This is a genomic window from Paraburkholderia sp. (assembly GCF_034668105.1).
Classification (GTDB): domain Bacteria; phylum Pseudomonadota; class Gammaproteobacteria; order Burkholderiales; family Burkholderiaceae; genus Paraburkholderia.
Genome location: NZ_JAXDPY010000274.1, coordinates 1 through 14,063 on the forward strand (window position 1 = coordinate 1; position 14,063 = coordinate 14,063).

The 14,063-nt window shown below is 63.0% G+C and carries 14 protein-coding genes and 1 pseudogene; 1 reads left to right on the forward strand and 14 read right to left on the reverse strand.

Translation table 11 applies throughout. The annotated features are described in order from the left end of the window. Positions 1-260: pseudogene (locus tag QOC89_RS12730) on the forward strand (hypothetical protein); the annotation flags it as partial. A 262-nt stretch (positions 261-522) separates the two neighbouring features. Here QOC89_RS12730 and QOC89_RS12735 read toward each other — a convergent pair. The 14 genes from QOC89_RS12735 to QOC89_RS12800 form a co-directional block, all read right to left on the reverse strand. After that, positions 523-921, reverse strand: a complete 399-nt coding sequence (locus QOC89_RS12735) for a hypothetical protein (RefSeq protein WP_323045334.1) — start codon at positions 919-921, stop codon at positions 523-525. Between the two features lie 101 nt (positions 922-1,022). Continuing rightward, positions 1,023-1,739 (reverse strand): RraA family protein, encoded by a 717-nt coding sequence (locus QOC89_RS12740; RefSeq protein ID WP_323045335.1) that lies wholly within the window; start codon positions 1,737-1,739, stop codon positions 1,023-1,025. Next, entirely contained in the window at positions 1,736-2,776 is a 1,041-nt protein-coding gene (locus tag QOC89_RS12745; RefSeq protein WP_323045336.1) for an amidohydrolase family protein, read from the reverse strand. The genes QOC89_RS12740 and QOC89_RS12745 overlap by 4 nt, the downstream gene beginning before the upstream one ends. Before the next feature lie 122 nt (positions 2,777-2,898). Continuing rightward, on the reverse strand, positions 2,899-4,221 hold the full coding sequence (locus tag QOC89_RS12750; RefSeq protein ID WP_323045337.1) for an MFS transporter: 1,323 nt from the start codon (positions 4,219-4,221) through the stop codon (positions 2,899-2,901). Positions 4,222-4,482: 261 nt separating this feature from the next. Next, positions 4,483-5,382 (reverse strand): LysR family transcriptional regulator, encoded by a 900-nt coding sequence (locus tag QOC89_RS12755; RefSeq protein ID WP_323045338.1) that lies wholly within the window; start codon positions 5,380-5,382, stop codon positions 4,483-4,485. Further along, the gene (locus tag QOC89_RS12760) at positions 5,379-6,320 is read right to left on the reverse strand and encodes a LysR family transcriptional regulator (RefSeq protein WP_323045339.1); all 942 of its coding nucleotides are present in this window, start codon (positions 6,318-6,320) and stop codon (positions 5,379-5,381) included. The genes QOC89_RS12755 and QOC89_RS12760 overlap by 4 nt, the downstream gene beginning before the upstream one ends. Before the next feature lie 37 nt (positions 6,321-6,357). After that, a complete protein-coding gene (locus QOC89_RS12765) occupies positions 6,358-7,077 on the reverse strand; it encodes an EthD family reductase (protein ID WP_323045340.1) in 720 nt (239 codons plus the stop codon). Positions 7,078-7,079: 2 nt separating this feature from the next. Further along, positions 7,080-7,652, reverse strand: a complete 573-nt coding sequence (gene hpaC / locus QOC89_RS12770; RefSeq protein ID WP_323045341.1) for a 4-hydroxyphenylacetate 3-monooxygenase, reductase component — start codon at positions 7,650-7,652, stop codon at positions 7,080-7,082. A 32-nt stretch (positions 7,653-7,684) separates the two neighbouring features. Beyond that, the gene (locus QOC89_RS12775) at positions 7,685-8,902 is read right to left on the reverse strand and encodes an acyl-CoA dehydrogenase family protein (protein ID WP_323045342.1); all 1,218 of its coding nucleotides are present in this window, start codon (positions 8,900-8,902) and stop codon (positions 7,685-7,687) included. Positions 8,903-8,955: 53 nt separating this feature from the next. Continuing rightward, complete coding sequence (locus QOC89_RS12780) at positions 8,956-10,305, reverse strand: MFS transporter (protein ID WP_323045343.1); 1,350 nt, start codon at positions 10,303-10,305, stop codon at positions 8,956-8,958. A 427-nt stretch (positions 10,306-10,732) separates the two neighbouring features. Beyond that, positions 10,733-11,062 (reverse strand): hypothetical protein, encoded by a 330-nt coding sequence (locus QOC89_RS12785; RefSeq protein ID WP_323045344.1) that lies wholly within the window; start codon positions 11,060-11,062, stop codon positions 10,733-10,735. A 71-nt stretch (positions 11,063-11,133) separates the two neighbouring features. After that, entirely contained in the window at positions 11,134-12,528 is a 1,395-nt protein-coding gene (locus QOC89_RS12790; RefSeq protein WP_323045345.1) for a short-chain fatty acid transporter, read from the reverse strand. A 111-nt stretch (positions 12,529-12,639) separates the two neighbouring features. After that, positions 12,640-13,359, reverse strand: a complete 720-nt coding sequence (locus QOC89_RS12795; RefSeq protein ID WP_323045347.1) for an ABC transporter substrate-binding protein — start codon at positions 13,357-13,359, stop codon at positions 12,640-12,642. Between the two features lie 227 nt (positions 13,360-13,586). After that, positions 13,587-14,063: MFS transporter (locus tag QOC89_RS12800; RefSeq protein WP_323045346.1), on the reverse strand; the 477-nt coding region annotated here is incomplete at its 5' end.

The following is a 14,063-nucleotide window of genomic DNA, read 5'->3' on the forward strand; positions in this document are numbered from 1 at the left end:
GCCACATGGAATTCCTTGGAGAAGTAGACGCCCGCACCCAGCTTCTTCCTGCCATGCCTTACGCGCGACCGGGAGACTACGCGCCCGCGTCCGGCTACTGGTCGGCGACAGGCGAAAGCATCGAGCGTTTGGGCGGCTATCACGAAGTGTTCGTGAAGGAAGGTGATTCGCTGCCGAATCTGCCAGGCGATAGGGGTGTCGACCCTTTCAGCTTCAAGTGGAAGTACATGGGCGAACACAGTCCGGCCGCAGGAAAATAGCGTCGCGTCGGCATTGACAGCGGCGCATTGGCGAATGCCGAGAACATTGCATTTTTTATCGAGCGTGCGCCGCGATATCGCCCGTATAGCCCTAGCCAGGTCTGACCCGAAGTGTCCAACACGCTAGTCGATCCTACGCGGCGGATTTTTGGACTTCACGGTGTCCCGTGAAGCAATCGGCTTGCATGCCGATCCAGGGGATGATGCCGCAGACGTATGCGGCGCCAAAGCAGAACCCTGTTAGAGAGCTCGTTAGCGGGCATTACCCAGAAAGCGGCACGTCCTCGATCAGTGCCGACTGTACCGCGCGAATCCTGCGATCGACGAAATACCCACCCCCTTCCGTATAGCGCAGATACAGCCGGTTGCACAACGCGCACTGCCAGACGGTGCAGCGGTTGTACGGGAAGTAGCGCGGCGCGATGGGCGCGTCGGCAGACCAATAACCTGTTTTTCCCGGCAGATATTCGCTGAACGTGGGTTCCGGATCGTCCTCCGCTAGCAGCGTGCCGACTTCTTCGAACTGCGTTTCGTCGAGAGAAAGCGGCTGCGATTGCCAGCCTTCCAGTGGTGTTTTTGTACACATGCACGGCGCGGCAGCGCGTTGCTCCGCACGTTGCGCGAGTTCAAGGAGGGTTGCTGCGTTCAGATATTCCGCCATGAGGCACACGATTCCTGCAGGGTTGAGCCGACGACGCCGCCGCGACTCATGGTACGCGGCGGACCCATCGCATCATGCACGCTCCAGCGCCGCGCGTGAAGTCAGTTGTTCATCATCCGGTCGCGCTGGGGCACGACCCACGAACGGTCGAAACATCCATCGGCGATCGACTTCAACGCCGCCGTTTCTTTCGCATGCTGGCGCCGCGCGCCTTCGATCACGGCTGCCACGTCGGCGGGCGAAATCGCGAGCAAGCCGTCTTCATCGCCGACGATGATATCGCCGGGATGAACCACCATCCCGCCGACCGTGACCGGCACGTTGATCTCGCCCGGTCCGTTTTTATAAGGCCCACGGTGCGTCACGCCACGCGCATACACCGGAAAATCGCGCTGACGCAGCGTGCCGACATCGCGGATCGCGCCGTCGATTACGAGGCCCTGCACGCCGAGGCTTTCGGCATAGCTGGCCATGATGTCGCCCATCAGCGCTTGCGTCAGGTCGCCGGCGCCGTCGATCACGAGCACATCGCCCGGGCGGCAAAAGTCGAACGCGCGATGAATCGCGAGGTTGTCGCCGGGACGGGTATGCACCGTGACCGCGGTGCCGGCCATCGGCTTGGGCTGATGGTACGGGCGCAAGCCGACCATGCCGCTTGCGCGCGCCATGTTGTCGCTGAGCAGCGAAACCGCCAGTTCACGCAAGATGCCGAGCGTGGCGGGGTTGGCCTGAGGCGCGGACTGGTGTTCACGCCAGCCGATCGGATTTGAAGCAGGATTAGCAGCGGGATTAACAGCGGGATTAGAAGCGGAATTCATAGCGTTGCCCCCAAAGTGGCGAATTGCTGTTCGAGTTGATAGGTCAGCCGCGGGTACACAACGCGGGCGTTGTCTTCGTAAATACGCTGACGGTCGGCGGCACTGAGCCATTCGATCGCGTCGATGTAGCGCCGCGTATCGTCGTAGTAGTGGCCGGTTTCCGGATCGATACCCTGAACCGCGCCGATGGTTTCCGACGCGAACAGAATGTTCTCGACGGGAATGACTTTGGCGAGCAGTTCGGCGCCGGGCTGGTGATAGACGCAAGTATCGAAGAACACGTTCTTCAGCAGGTACTCGCTGAGCAGCGGCTTCCTCATGTCCTGCGCGAGTCCACGGTAGCGTCCCCAGTGATAGGGCACGGCGCCGCCGCCGTGCGGAATGATGAAGCGCAGGGACGGGAAGTCGGCGAACAGATCGCCCTCTAGCAATTGCATGAACGCGGAAGTGTCGCCGTTGATGTAGTGCGCGCCCGTCGCATGGAAATTCGGATTGCACGACGAGGACACGTGGATCATCGCCGGCACGTCGAGTTCCACCATCGCTTCATAGAGCGGGTACCAGGAGCGGTCCGTGAGCGGCAAGCCCGACCAGTGACCGCCGGACGGATCCGGATTCAGATTGCAGCCGATGAACCCCAGCTCTTCCACGCAGCGCCGCAATTCGGCGACGCAGTTGGCCGGCGCCACGCCGGGCGCCTGCGGCAACTGGCATACACCGACGAAATTGCGCGGAAACAGCGACACCACGCGGTGGATCAGGTCGTTGGATTCGCTCGACCAGACCGCATTGGCGTCGGCCGTGGCGAGGTGATGTCCCATGCCGGCGGCGCGCGGCGAGAAAATCGTGAGGTCGGTACCGCGTTCGCGCTGGATGCGAATCTGGCCGGTTTCGATGCTCTCGCGAATCTGCTCGTCGGTAATGACGGGGCGCGGCGGCGCGGAGCGGCCGTCCTTCAGTGCGGCGATCTGCTGCGCGCGCCAGGCCTCGTGCTGCGGCGGCGAAGTGGTGTAGTGACCGTGGCAATCGATGATCATGGTGTGAGAACCTTGGTGTCCTTGTGGGTGCTTATCCGAGCTTTACGTGCTTGATGTGCTTTATCTTCTTGAGCGGTGACATGGCATGCGCGGTACGTTCGCTATTCATCGGGTCAGGCTGCTCAAGCGCGCGGTGCGGCATCGCCGGCTGCGAGCGAGGCGGCTTCGTCCTCGGCCGGTGTGACGCGCATCGCGAGTGCGATGATCGTCGCGACCACCAGGAACGCCGCGATCGTCAGCAAGGCCAGCTTGAAACTACCGGTCGCATTGCGCACGAGGCCGATGCTCCAGGGGCCGACCAGACCGCCGAACTGCGCGATGGTGTTGATCAGCGCGATGGTCGCGGCGCCCGCGGCGCCGGTTCTGAACGACGACGCGAGGCTCCAGAACAGCGGATTGCCCGCATAGATGAACAAGCCGGTCAGACACAGCAACGCGTAAGCGATCACGGGGTTCGGCGCATACGCGCTGCCGGCAATTGCCAGCGCGCTCATGCCGTACACGAACGCGAGGTGCTTCTTGCGGTCGCCGGTGCGGTCGGAACTGCGGCTGATCAGGAAGGTGCCCAACACGCCCAGCAACGGCGGCGCGGCGGACAGAAAGCCGACCTCGATATTGCTGAGATGGCCGAAGCTCTTGACGATTTGCGGCAGCCAGAGGAACAGGCCGTAAATACCCACCAGCGCACAGCCGAATAGACACGCGAGGCTCCATACGCGGATGTCGCTCGCCACGCGCAGCAGCGGAAAATGGGTGCTCCCGCCCACAGCCTCGCGTTCGGCGGCGAGCGTCGATTCGAGCCAGCGCTTTTCGTCGTCGGAAAGCCAATTGGCGTCGGCCGGACGTTCGGTCATGATGCGCAGCGTCAGCAAGCCGAGCGCCATCGCCGGGATGCCTTCGAGGATGAACATCCATTGCCATCCCTGCAAACCGAGCACGCCGTTCGCGTAGGTCATCAAGGTGGTCGAGATCGGCCCGCCCAGCACCGCCGAGAACGATCCCGCGATGATGTAGCCGCCCACCGCGCGAGCCCGGTAACGCACCGGAAACCATTTGGTCAGATAAACCGCCACGCCCGGCAGAAAGCCCGCTTCCATCACGCCCAGCAGAAAGCGCAAAACGTAGAAGCTCGAATCGTTGAAGACAAAAGCGGTGGCCGCCGCGACCGCGCCCCACGTCAGCAGAATGCGTGCGATCCAGCGGCGTGCGCCGACCCGATGCAGCAACAGGTTGCTCGGCACTTCCAGCAACATGTAGCCGAAAAAGAAGATGCTGCCCGCGAAGCCGAACACGGCTGGGCTGAAACCCAGTTGCTTGTTCATGTCCAGCGCGGCGAAACCGATATTGATCCGGTCCAGATAGTTGAAGAACATCATCGCGAAGAGCAGGGGCATTAATCGCCCATACACTTTGCGCATGGTGGCGGCTTCGTCGAATGCAGTCATGCTGTCTCCTACCTTGCTGCAACGGCCAAAGCCGTGGCGGCGTGCTTATGATCGGCCTGCCGGATCGAACGCCGGCAGTGTCCCATTGGCCGCGCGTCGGGCGGCCGGACTTCAGATGTCGGCGCGCGTGCTGGCGTGCGCCGATGCGCTCATGTGCTCATGTGAATGAAACAGAGCGCCGGGCTGAAGTATGGAACCAATGATAAGAACGCTCGGACGCCGAGTCCAAGACTGCTTGCTTATGCTTGTATAGGTTTTTGCTTATAGTGCGGCGTCAGCAAGCGGCGGCGGGAGGCAGGCGAGGAAGGCGCGCAGATGCGGGGAAGCGTCGTCGGTGCGAAAGGTGGCCGCGAGCGTCGATCGGTACGACGAGCCGGGACCGGCGAGATGGCGGAACACGACGTCGGTGCGCCCGTGCCGTGCCACCGATTCGCCGATGAACGTGACGCCGAGACCCGCTGCCACCAGCGCGATCGCGGTCTGGATTTCATAGGCCTGGTGAGCGACGACCGGTGTCACGCCCGCATCGCGATAGAGGGTTTGCACCGAGCGTTTGAACTGGGCGTTCTGATGCTTCGGATAGAGAATCAACGGGGTATCGGCGAGCTCGGCAATGCGCACGGTCTTGCGCGCTGCGAGCGGATGGCCCGGTTCAAGCGCGACCATCACACGCTCGCGCAGGAGCGGATAGGACGTGCACCCATCGATCGCCACCGGCTGCCGCCCGATGCCGATGTGAATGCGCATGTCGCGCAAGCCATCGGTTTGTTCCTCGGTGAGCATCTCGAAGAGTTTGAGTTCGACCTGCGGGAACGCGTTGTGAAACGCCTTCAGCGCGGGCGGCAGCACGCTGTACATCGCCGAGCGCGTAAAGCCGATGCTGAGCCAGCCACGCCGCCCGACGCCGATTTCCTGCGCGGCGAGGGTTGCCTGTTCCAACGATCCCAGGATCTGACGCGCCTCCGTGCAGAGATAGTGGCCGGCTTCGGTCAGGCTCAACGGGCGCCGCGTCCGATCGACCAGTTGCGTGCCGAGCCGCTCTTCGAGCGAACGGATCTGTTGGCTGAGCGCGGGCTGCGCGATATGCAGGCGCTCGGCGGCGCGGCTGAAATTGAGCTCCTCCGCAAGAATCACGAAGCACTGTAACGCCCTGAGGTTCATATCCGCTTCGTCTCCGTGCCGGCCGCCGGCTGATGGAACATGGTGTAAATCGCATCGAGGAGCCATGCAATGCCCGGGTCCGCCGAGAATTGCGAGTGCGAATGGACCTGAATTTCGATGGGCGGCAGGGAGAACGGCAACGGCAGGATGCGGAAGGCCTTGTTGCGGTTAAAGCGCTGCGCGATGCTCCTCGGGAAAATGACAGCGAGATCGGTATGTTGAACGATCTCGGGCGCCACCACGAAATGGGGCAGACGCAAGACGATATCCCGGCTCAGATTCAATTCTTCCAGCCATTGCTCGACCATCCTGTGGCCGGTTGCATTCGTGCTGGCGTAGATGTAACGCAAGCCAGCGAGGTCCTCCTTGGTCGGCTTCTGTTTGCGCAGCGGGTGGCCTGCCCGCACCACGCAGACATGTTCGTCGACAAAGAGGGTTTTGCTCACGCAACCCGGATCGAGGCCCGGCACGTAGCCGAGTGCCAGGTCGATCTTGCCGCTGCGCATGGCGGTGCTGACCGAGTCGACCGGGAAGTTCGCGATCTCGATGTGGATGCCACGCGCATCCTGGTCGAGCATCGCGAGAAGGGGCGGCAGAAAATAGAACTCCGACATGTCCGACATGGACACGCGGAACACGCGTTGCGCCGTGGCGGGATCGAATTTCGCGAGTTGCTGGACCGCCATGTTGATGATCCCGAACGCCTGCGTGAGGGGCGCGTGCAAGCGCAAGGCGGCGTCGGTGGGGAGCATGCCGGTGGGGGTTCGAACGAACAGCGGGTCGTCGAATAGGGCACGCAGCCGGCGAAGGGCGTGGCTGACCGCCGGTTGTGTGAGTCCGAGGCGCTCACCCGCGGCGGTCAGACTGCGCAGATCGGAGATGGCCAGAAACACGCGCAGCAGATTCAAATCCGTAATGCCGGGGTGCGACTTTGTCATGACGTTCGGATCGCGGCAATAAGAGGCGTTTGGGCGTTTATGTCGGATCGAGATTACCGTAAATGCTGCGCATAGGGAAATGCGGGGTGGGTCCGCTGTACGGCGGAAACGTATTGAAATCCTGTTTCATGTGCGCGCGGATCGGCGACGCCAGCGCCGCGGCGAGTGCCGCGGGCGTATCGAAGACGACCTTGTTACGCTGCATGGCGGTGGCGCGCGGCATCGTCAGGCCGGAACGGTAATCGAGGCGCGTGTAGATCTCCAGCTCCCGAATGCCGGGCAATTGCGCCATCAACGGCGGATGATGAGTGATGTAGTGCGAGAGCCATGCGTTGAAATCTTCCGCTTCGCCTTCGTAGCTGACGAGGTAGGTGCAACGTTCAGCGCGAGGGGCCGCGTCGCCTGGATTCGGTGGCGCGAATGGCCTGACCGCCATGGCTTGCTGTGCGAACGTGAGATTGACTTCGGCGGCGTTCGTTATGCGATCCACGATCCTGTGCATCGCGCCGTTGGCTTGCAGCGCTGTTTCGAGCCAACCGAGATCGTCGAAATACCATTGCAATACGCAGCAGGGGCCCGAAGCGTGGGTCTTCGACAGAGGATCGCTAGCGGGCAGCGCCGCGGGGAGATGGATCACGAAACGCGTCAGCCCGGGTGTCGGCCCTTGTATGTCACGCGCGGCCGCTTCGAGCAACGTCGGGTCGACGGCAGAGTGCGTGTCGTCGCAATGCACGAGAAGAAAGTAGCAGACCTCCACGTTTACCTCGCGGGATGCGCGCTAACGGACGGCGTTGCCGCTGCCGGCCGCGCCAGGCGATGGAACTGCCGCCCGAAATAGATGAGCCCGTCACCCTCGGAGCGCAGCGCAATGTGCTGGATCTGCACGAACATGACGGAGTGCGAGCCGACCGTCTTGATGTCGACGATTTCGCCTTCCAGGCTGGCAATCGCGTCGGAGAGAACGGGCACTGAAGCCTGTCCGCTCGCCCATGCATGTCGTCCGAAGCGCTCGTCCATCGAACTCGCCGTCATGCCGGCAAAATCACGCGCGAGGTCCTGGTACCCGGCGGCGAGCACGTTGATGCACACGTTGCGGTTGCGATGCAGTACGTCGTGGACGTAGCTGGCCTGATTGATACAGACGAGCATGGTCGGGGGCGCGTCGGTCACCGAACACACGGCGCTTGCGGTGATGCCGCAGCGCCCGCCAGGGCCGTCCGTGGTGATGACGTTGACGGCGGCGGGCAGGCACGCCATGGCATCGCGGAAACGCTTTCTGGTGTCTTCGATCGTCACGTTGTCCGCCTCGTGGTGGTGGAGTGCGAGTTGCATAGGGGTGTCAGGCGCATCACGACATCAGGGCATCACGGATAGGGCGTGACGGGCGGCACGCCCGCGAACAGTGCGCCGGATGCGTCGTAAGTCCCTTCGCCCAGAAACGCGTGCTGGGTCACGACGATCGAATCCCGCACCAGACGCTGCAACCGGTTCTCGCGATAGATCGCTGCCACGCCGGCCATCTGGTAAGCCTGCATGACGACCTCGGCACCGAGTTGCGCGGCATGCGTCGCGCTCAGGCGCAGCAGATTGGCCTGTTCCTGCGTGACGGGATCGCCGGCCATCAGGGTTTGCCATGCCGCCTCGGCCGACTCGTAGAAGAACGCGCGGGCACTGCGCCAGTTGGCCTCGGCTTTCGCGAGGCCCGAGCGGTAATAACCGCGATCCGCGAGACGCGGCGCGCCGGTCGTGGTTTTGGTCGAGCCGGACATGCCCGTCAGCAGATCGAGCGCCGCGCGCGCGAGGCCGATATTGACGGCGGCGTGCACTTGCGCCTGATAGGCGACGGCGGGATAGCGGTACAGCGGTTCATCGATCAAGGGCTGGCCGCCGCGTACGAACGTCCATTGCGCATCGACGAATTTGTCGTGCAAGCGCAAGTCGTGGCTGCCGGTGCCCTGCATACCGACGACATTCCAGTTCTCGACAATCTCGACTTCATGCGCGGGAAATACCGCGGTGAACGGCTTGCCGGCGCCTGCGTCGCCCGAGTTGGCAGGCGTGCCGCCGATCCCGACGCCGATCCAGTCCGCGCCCTTGCAGCCACTGGCAAAGCGCCATTGGCCACTGACCGTGAAGCCGCCCGCTACCTTCGTGGCCGGTTGCAACGGATAGAGGCCACCGGAGAAGACCTGGTCCGGGCCGGTAGCGTAAATGTGCTGCTGCGTTTCGATCGGCAGCGCGGCGAGATAGGTGTTCGCCGAGCCGAACGCGGCGACCCAGGCGGCCGAGCCGTCGGCGATCGCAATGCGCTCGAGGATGCGCAGGAATTGCGGCGGCGGCAGCGCGTCGCCGCCGAAACGCTGCGGCGTGCTCGCGCGGAAAATCCCCGCGCGTTTCATCTTCGCGACCATGTCGCGCGGCACATGCGACAGCTGATCGAATTCGTCCCGGCGACGCTCGATCTCGCCGATCAGCGCGTCGAGCGTAATCGGGCCTGCGTACTCGGGATAGGAATCCGCGTGATCGCTCGCGCGAGGTTCGTAGGCGTACGTCGAAAGACTGCTGCTTTGAAGGCTTTGCATGGTGACAACGTAGGGAAATGAATGAGGGTTGATGACGCGACGGCGGCGGGATGTCAGCCGTTGTCCTGCTCTTTGCGTTGCGCCTGAAGTCGCAGCGCTTTCGGGAAGGTCTCCGGCGCGAGACACGTCGCCAGCACGGTGATCAGGCCAAGCACCACGAGATAAATGGCGACTGGCGCGGCGCTGCGGTAATGGGCGAGCAACGCGGTCGCCACCATCGGCGAGAGGCCGCCGCCCAGTACCGACGAAATCTCGCGGCCAATGCCCAGGCCCGAGAAGCGCAGATGGACAGGCAGCAATTCGCTGATGAACGCGGGTTGGGCGCCTTCGAGAATGCCGAGCGTGATGCTGTTGGCGAGCACGAGCGCCGCGATGACTTTCCACAGCACGCCGGAACCGAGCAGCGTGAAGTACGGATACGCGACCAGCACCATCGCGATCGCGCCGGCGAGATAGACCGGCTTGCGGCCGATTTTGTCGGTGAGGCGGCCCATCAACAGCGAAACGGGGATCATCAGCAGCATCGACAAGGTCAGACCGCCCAACACCCAGCTCGACTTGATCCCGATGAACTGGCTATAGGCGATCGAGAACGCGAAGAAGATGTACGACGCGGCGCCTTCGCCGAAGCGCAGGCCGAACACCGTCAGCACTTCACGCGGACACTGACGCAGCACCTCGACGACCGGCATGCGGCTGTCGCGGCGCGTGGCCTTCACTTCGGTGAACTCCGCGCTTTCGTCGACGGAGCGGCGCATCCACAGGCCGAGCGCGACGAGTACGGCGCTGCACAGGAACGGCACGCGCCAGCCCCAGCTGTGGAAGTCGGAAGGCGAGAGCGTTTGCACGAGCAGGAATGCAGCGGTCGACAGCACGAAGCCGAACGCCGCGCCGCACGGGCTCCACGCCGCCAGCCCACCGCGCTTCGAGGCGGGCGCGCTCTCGTGAATCAGCAGGATGCTGCCGCTCCATTCTCCGCCGGCCGCGAGGCCTTGCAGGATGCGCAGCAGCACTAGCAGAATGGGCGCTCCGATGCCGATCTGCTGGTAGGTCGGCAGAAGACCCATGCAGACGGTAGCGGTGCCCATGACCAGCAGCGTCAGCATCATCACGGTCTTGCGGCCGTAACGGTCGCCGATATGGCCGCACAGCACGCCGCCGATGGGCCGCGCGATGAAGCCCACCGTAAAGCCGCCGAATGCCGCGATCGTGCCCGTCAGCGGATCGCTGCCGACGGGAAAGAACAGCTTGCCGAACACCAGCGCGGCGGCGGTGCCATAGAGAAAGAAGTCATACCATTCGAGAATCTGGCCGAGCACCGCGGTCGTCACCGCGCGACGGACCTTGCTGGTTGGCCGAACAGCGGGCAGGGGAGTGAGAGCGGCGGTCGCGTCAGAGTTCATGGCATGTGAAAGGTCACGATGTTGAGGGTTCCGCGTCCCAGCCATGCTGATCGGCGGAAGCGGCGCTACGAGTCCGGCAGGCATGGCCGAACCATAGAGCCGCGAGAAAACCCGGTCAAATTAGGGACAAAAATGAGCGTCATGAATGGTGTGCATGACGAAGGAGGGAAGCGGGGGGAGGGGGTGCCGCTTATCGTCTACGCGCGGGGCGCGAAGCGTTTTTTTGAGGCTGCCACAGCATTTTTTTCTGTGGCAGCGGTGGAGGATGTCAGTTCGTCTGTGCGCCCGGCACGAGATGAATGCGCTTGCCGGTGGCGGCTTCGACGAAGCGCGTACGACGTGTCGAGCGTTGCCGCAAGCGACGACACGCTCGTCGGCTCAGATTGAGGGAAGTCCGGGCGCGGCCGGCCAATGCGGATAGCCGGCTCTACTGCGCAGGCGTCTGCTCTTTGCGCTGATTCGCACAGTCGGAGCTGAACGCCATGCTGGCCTGATCGGGTGTCATGTGCGGCGCGTTCGGACTGTAGATTTTCTCGATGACGGCGCCGACCGCTTGCCGGTCGGATTCACCCTTGTAGTACTTGGCCGCTTGAGCCAGTGCTTGCGCCCTGGTCTTCTTATGCGCGCGCCAGGAGGCCACCTGGCCGGCGATATCGCCGATCGCAAAACATTGATCGTTGACGGTTTGTGCCACGGCTTGAACGGCCGGCTGCGCGAGGCACACTGCGAGTACTGCTGATACGACTACACGTTTCATGATCCAATCCTGTCGATATGCGCGCCGTCACCGGCGCGCACCTGATTCGCCTACCACCTTCTTCATCCGGATCACGGAATCAGCCAAAGCGCCGCTGCGTAAATCACCAGCGATACCGCAAACGTAATCGCCGTGTAGCCCATCACACGCTGAATACGAATGCCCGCGATCGCAACCACGGGCACCGCCCAGAAAGGTTGCAGCATGTTCGAGACGTTCTCGGCCATGGCGACACCCATGGCGGTGCGCGGAACCGAAGCATGCAGACTGAGCGCGGCGGGCAGAACGAACGGCCCTTGAACGGCCCAGTGTCCGCCTGCGCTTGGAATGAGCAGCGTGATGATAAGCGAACTGAAGTAACTCAAAACCGGCAGCGTCACCGGCGTTGCAATAGCCACGAACGTCTTGGCGATCGTCGACGCCAACCCGGTGCCGGTCATGATGCCCATGATGCCGCCGTACATCGGATATTGAAGCAGCATCGAGCCGGTCTGCCGCGCCGCGCGGCGAATCGCGTCGGCATAGGCGATCGGGGTGCGCTGCAGCGCCATCCCGACCAGCAGAAAGATCAGGATCGTGGTGTTGATGTCCAGCTCGAAGCCCTTGGTGTACCACGTCATCGCGATATAGCCGACGCCGAGTGCGAGCACCAGCAGGGTGCCGAGCATCGACCGTTCCGCGCGGGCCGCGAAGGACGAAGCTTTCGCGTCCCGCGCATGCGGATCGGCCTCGGCAGTTGCGGCCAACTCGGGCTGCGTTTCATTGAAAGCGACCACATCTTCCTGCTTTGGATGCATCCAGATGAAGATCGCTGTCATGACGACCACGACCAGCACGGTCGGGATGAAAACGAACGCGGCGAACACGGTCTGACTCAGCGGAATCACCTGGCCGGTGGCTTTCTCCACGAGGTTTAGCGCGTTGCCATGCGAGGCCTGCGACAACGCGATCGAACTCGACAAACCGCTATTGCACACGGACCACGCGGAGTAGCTGCCGGCGACGAGCCATGCAAAGTCTACCTTCACACGTTTGGCGATTTCGCGCGACAAAAGGGCGCCGACCACCAGGCCAAGTCCCCAGTTGAGCCATGCGGCCACCGCGACGATCGGGAACACCAGCAGCGCGGCGCGGGTCGGCGTGTGCACGCCGGCGGCCATCGCCCGCAAGCCGCGCTGGACGAGCGGCGCGTCGGCGATCGCATAGCCGGTCGCGAGAATCAAGATCATCTGCAGCGCGAAGCCGAGAATGTTGAACGTACCGCCGTACCACGATGCGAGGATGACCGGCAGCGAAGCATGCGGCGCGAACGCCACCGCCAGCAAGGCCACCACCAGCGTCAAGCCAATGGCAAGAACGAACGGGTCCGGCATGACCTGCTCGAACACATAGACGAGACCCGTAACGAGGTTTCCACGGCGCGCGCCGTTATCTGTGCCGGTGGAGTTGATGTTTCTGTTGCTCATGATTTCTGGTCTTTAATTGCAATACTGCTATGGCAACGCGTTACGGCATCCCGCACTCGCGCTGCTTGAACCTTGCGTCGGCCCGCGTTGTCCATGAGCCCACGCGCAGAGCTAATCGTTGGCGTTCGCGACTTCCGCGCCTGCAATGTGATGCCGCGCCAGCGACGCCGCGACGAAGCCGGACGCCTTCATGTCTTCGACAAAGCTCGACAGATAAGCGGCCGCGCCATCGCCTTTAGCTTTGGGTACGCCCATCGCCTGACGGATCACCATGAAACGCTGATCGAGTAGCCGTAATCCGCCTGCCTTGGCGGCATCTTTTTCGAGTTGTTGCTTGACGCCCGCGGCCACGTCGAGATGTTGGTCCAGAAAGCCTTGCACCACCGCCGGAGAAGTTGGAATCCGCACGATCGTTGCGCGATGCAGTTCGCGCGTCAGAAACAGATCGTAGGCGCTGCCCTTGCCGACCGCGACCGTCACGCCGGGTTGGTCGACGGCCTCGTTGCGGGTGATCGGCGAGCCATTGCGCACGAGGTAAAAACCTTCAATCAGCACATACGGCCTGGTGAAAGCGATCTCTTCTCCGCGCTTCGGATCGACGGCGAAGAAGCCGATGTCCGCCTTGTCCTGGTTGACGTTTTCAACCGAAGCACCCGCCGACTTGACCGCGACCAGTTGCAGCGGCACGCCCAGCCGTTTCGCGAATTCAGTGGCGAGATCGACGGACACACCGACGGGTTGACCCGTCGCCGGATCGAGCGTGGCGAGTACCGGATTGCCGAGATTGATCGATGCGCGCAACGTGCCGCCCGGCGCGAATACCTTCGCCATCGAAGCGTTGTCGCCGCCGTTTTGCGCGAACCCTGGCGTAGAAGCAGAGAGAGTCAAGATAGCACCCGATACCAGTAAGCTTGCCAATCTCCGGAGCGTACTGCGATGGCCTTTCATTATTGAAAGCTCGGTCATTTCCAGTTGCCCTGGTTGGCTTGCGAGAGCGCCATTATGCCGACGATCCTGTTTATCCGTCCGCCACCCGGGCAGACGGCATCAAGACCCGCTCAATGACCACACGACTCCGCTTTCGCGTCGACCGGGTTCGCCACATGCGGCCGTGCCGCCTGTTTGATCAGCAACGCCACGCAGGCAATCAGACCCGCCACCGCGACGGTCGCGAAGATCCCGCCAAACGTGAAGTGGCGCCGCGTCAGTTCGGCGACGAGGAACGAGCCCGCGATTCCGCCAAAGCGGCCGATCCCCAGCATCCACGCGACGCCCGTGCCGCGACCCTGCGTCGGATAAAACGCGGCGGCCAGCGCCGGCAACGACGATTGCGCGGTGTTCATCAGCACGCCCGCAACGAAGACGATGAACACCAGCGCGCCCACATTGCCCACTGCCTGACCGATGAAATACACGCTCACGGCGGTCAGCGCATAGCACGCCGCGATAATGCGGTTCGCGTTGAAGCGGTCCATCAGCACGCCGCACAGCACGGCGCCGACGCCGCCGAGCGGGAACAGCGCGGAAATCAGCGT

Excerpts from the sequence above, each read along its gene's own strand:
- QOC89_RS12735 (WP_323045334.1), bottom strand. The coding sequence starts at position 921 with ATGGCGGAATATCTGAACGCAGCAACCCTCCTTGAACTCGCGCAACGT.
- QOC89_RS12740 (WP_323045335.1), bottom strand. The coding sequence starts at position 1,739 with ATGAATTCCGCTTCTAATCCCGCTGTTAATCCCGCTGCTAATCCTGCT.
- QOC89_RS12745 (WP_323045336.1), bottom strand. The coding sequence starts at position 2,776 with ATGATCATCGATTGCCACGGTCACTACACCACTTCGCCGCCGCAGCAC.
- QOC89_RS12750 (WP_323045337.1), bottom strand. The coding sequence starts at position 4,221 with ATGACTGCATTCGACGAAGCCGCCACCATGCGCAAAGTGTATGGGCGA.
- QOC89_RS12755 (WP_323045338.1), bottom strand. The coding sequence starts at position 5,382 with ATGAACCTCAGGGCGTTACAGTGCTTCGTGATTCTTGCGGAGGAGCTC.
- QOC89_RS12760 (WP_323045339.1), bottom strand. The coding sequence starts at position 6,320 with ATGACAAAGTCGCACCCCGGCATTACGGATTTGAATCTGCTGCGCGTG.
- hpaC (WP_323045341.1), bottom strand. The coding sequence starts at position 7,652 with ATGCAACTCGCACTCCACCACCACGAGGCGGACAACGTGACGATCGAA.
- QOC89_RS12775 (WP_323045342.1), bottom strand. The coding sequence starts at position 8,902 with ATGCAAAGCCTTCAAAGCAGCAGTCTTTCGACGTACGCCTACGAACCT.
- QOC89_RS12780 (WP_323045343.1), bottom strand. The coding sequence starts at position 10,305 with ATGAACTCTGACGCGACCGCCGCTCTCACTCCCCTGCCCGCTGTTCGG.
- QOC89_RS12785 (WP_323045344.1), bottom strand. The coding sequence starts at position 11,062 with ATGAAACGTGTAGTCGTATCAGCAGTACTCGCAGTGTGCCTCGCGCAG.
- QOC89_RS12790 (WP_323045345.1), bottom strand. The coding sequence starts at position 12,528 with ATGAGCAACAGAAACATCAACTCCACCGGCACAGATAACGGCGCGCGC.
- QOC89_RS12795 (WP_323045347.1), bottom strand. The coding sequence starts at position 13,359 with ATGGCGAAGGTATTCGCGCCGGGCGGCACGTTGCGCGCATCGATCAAT.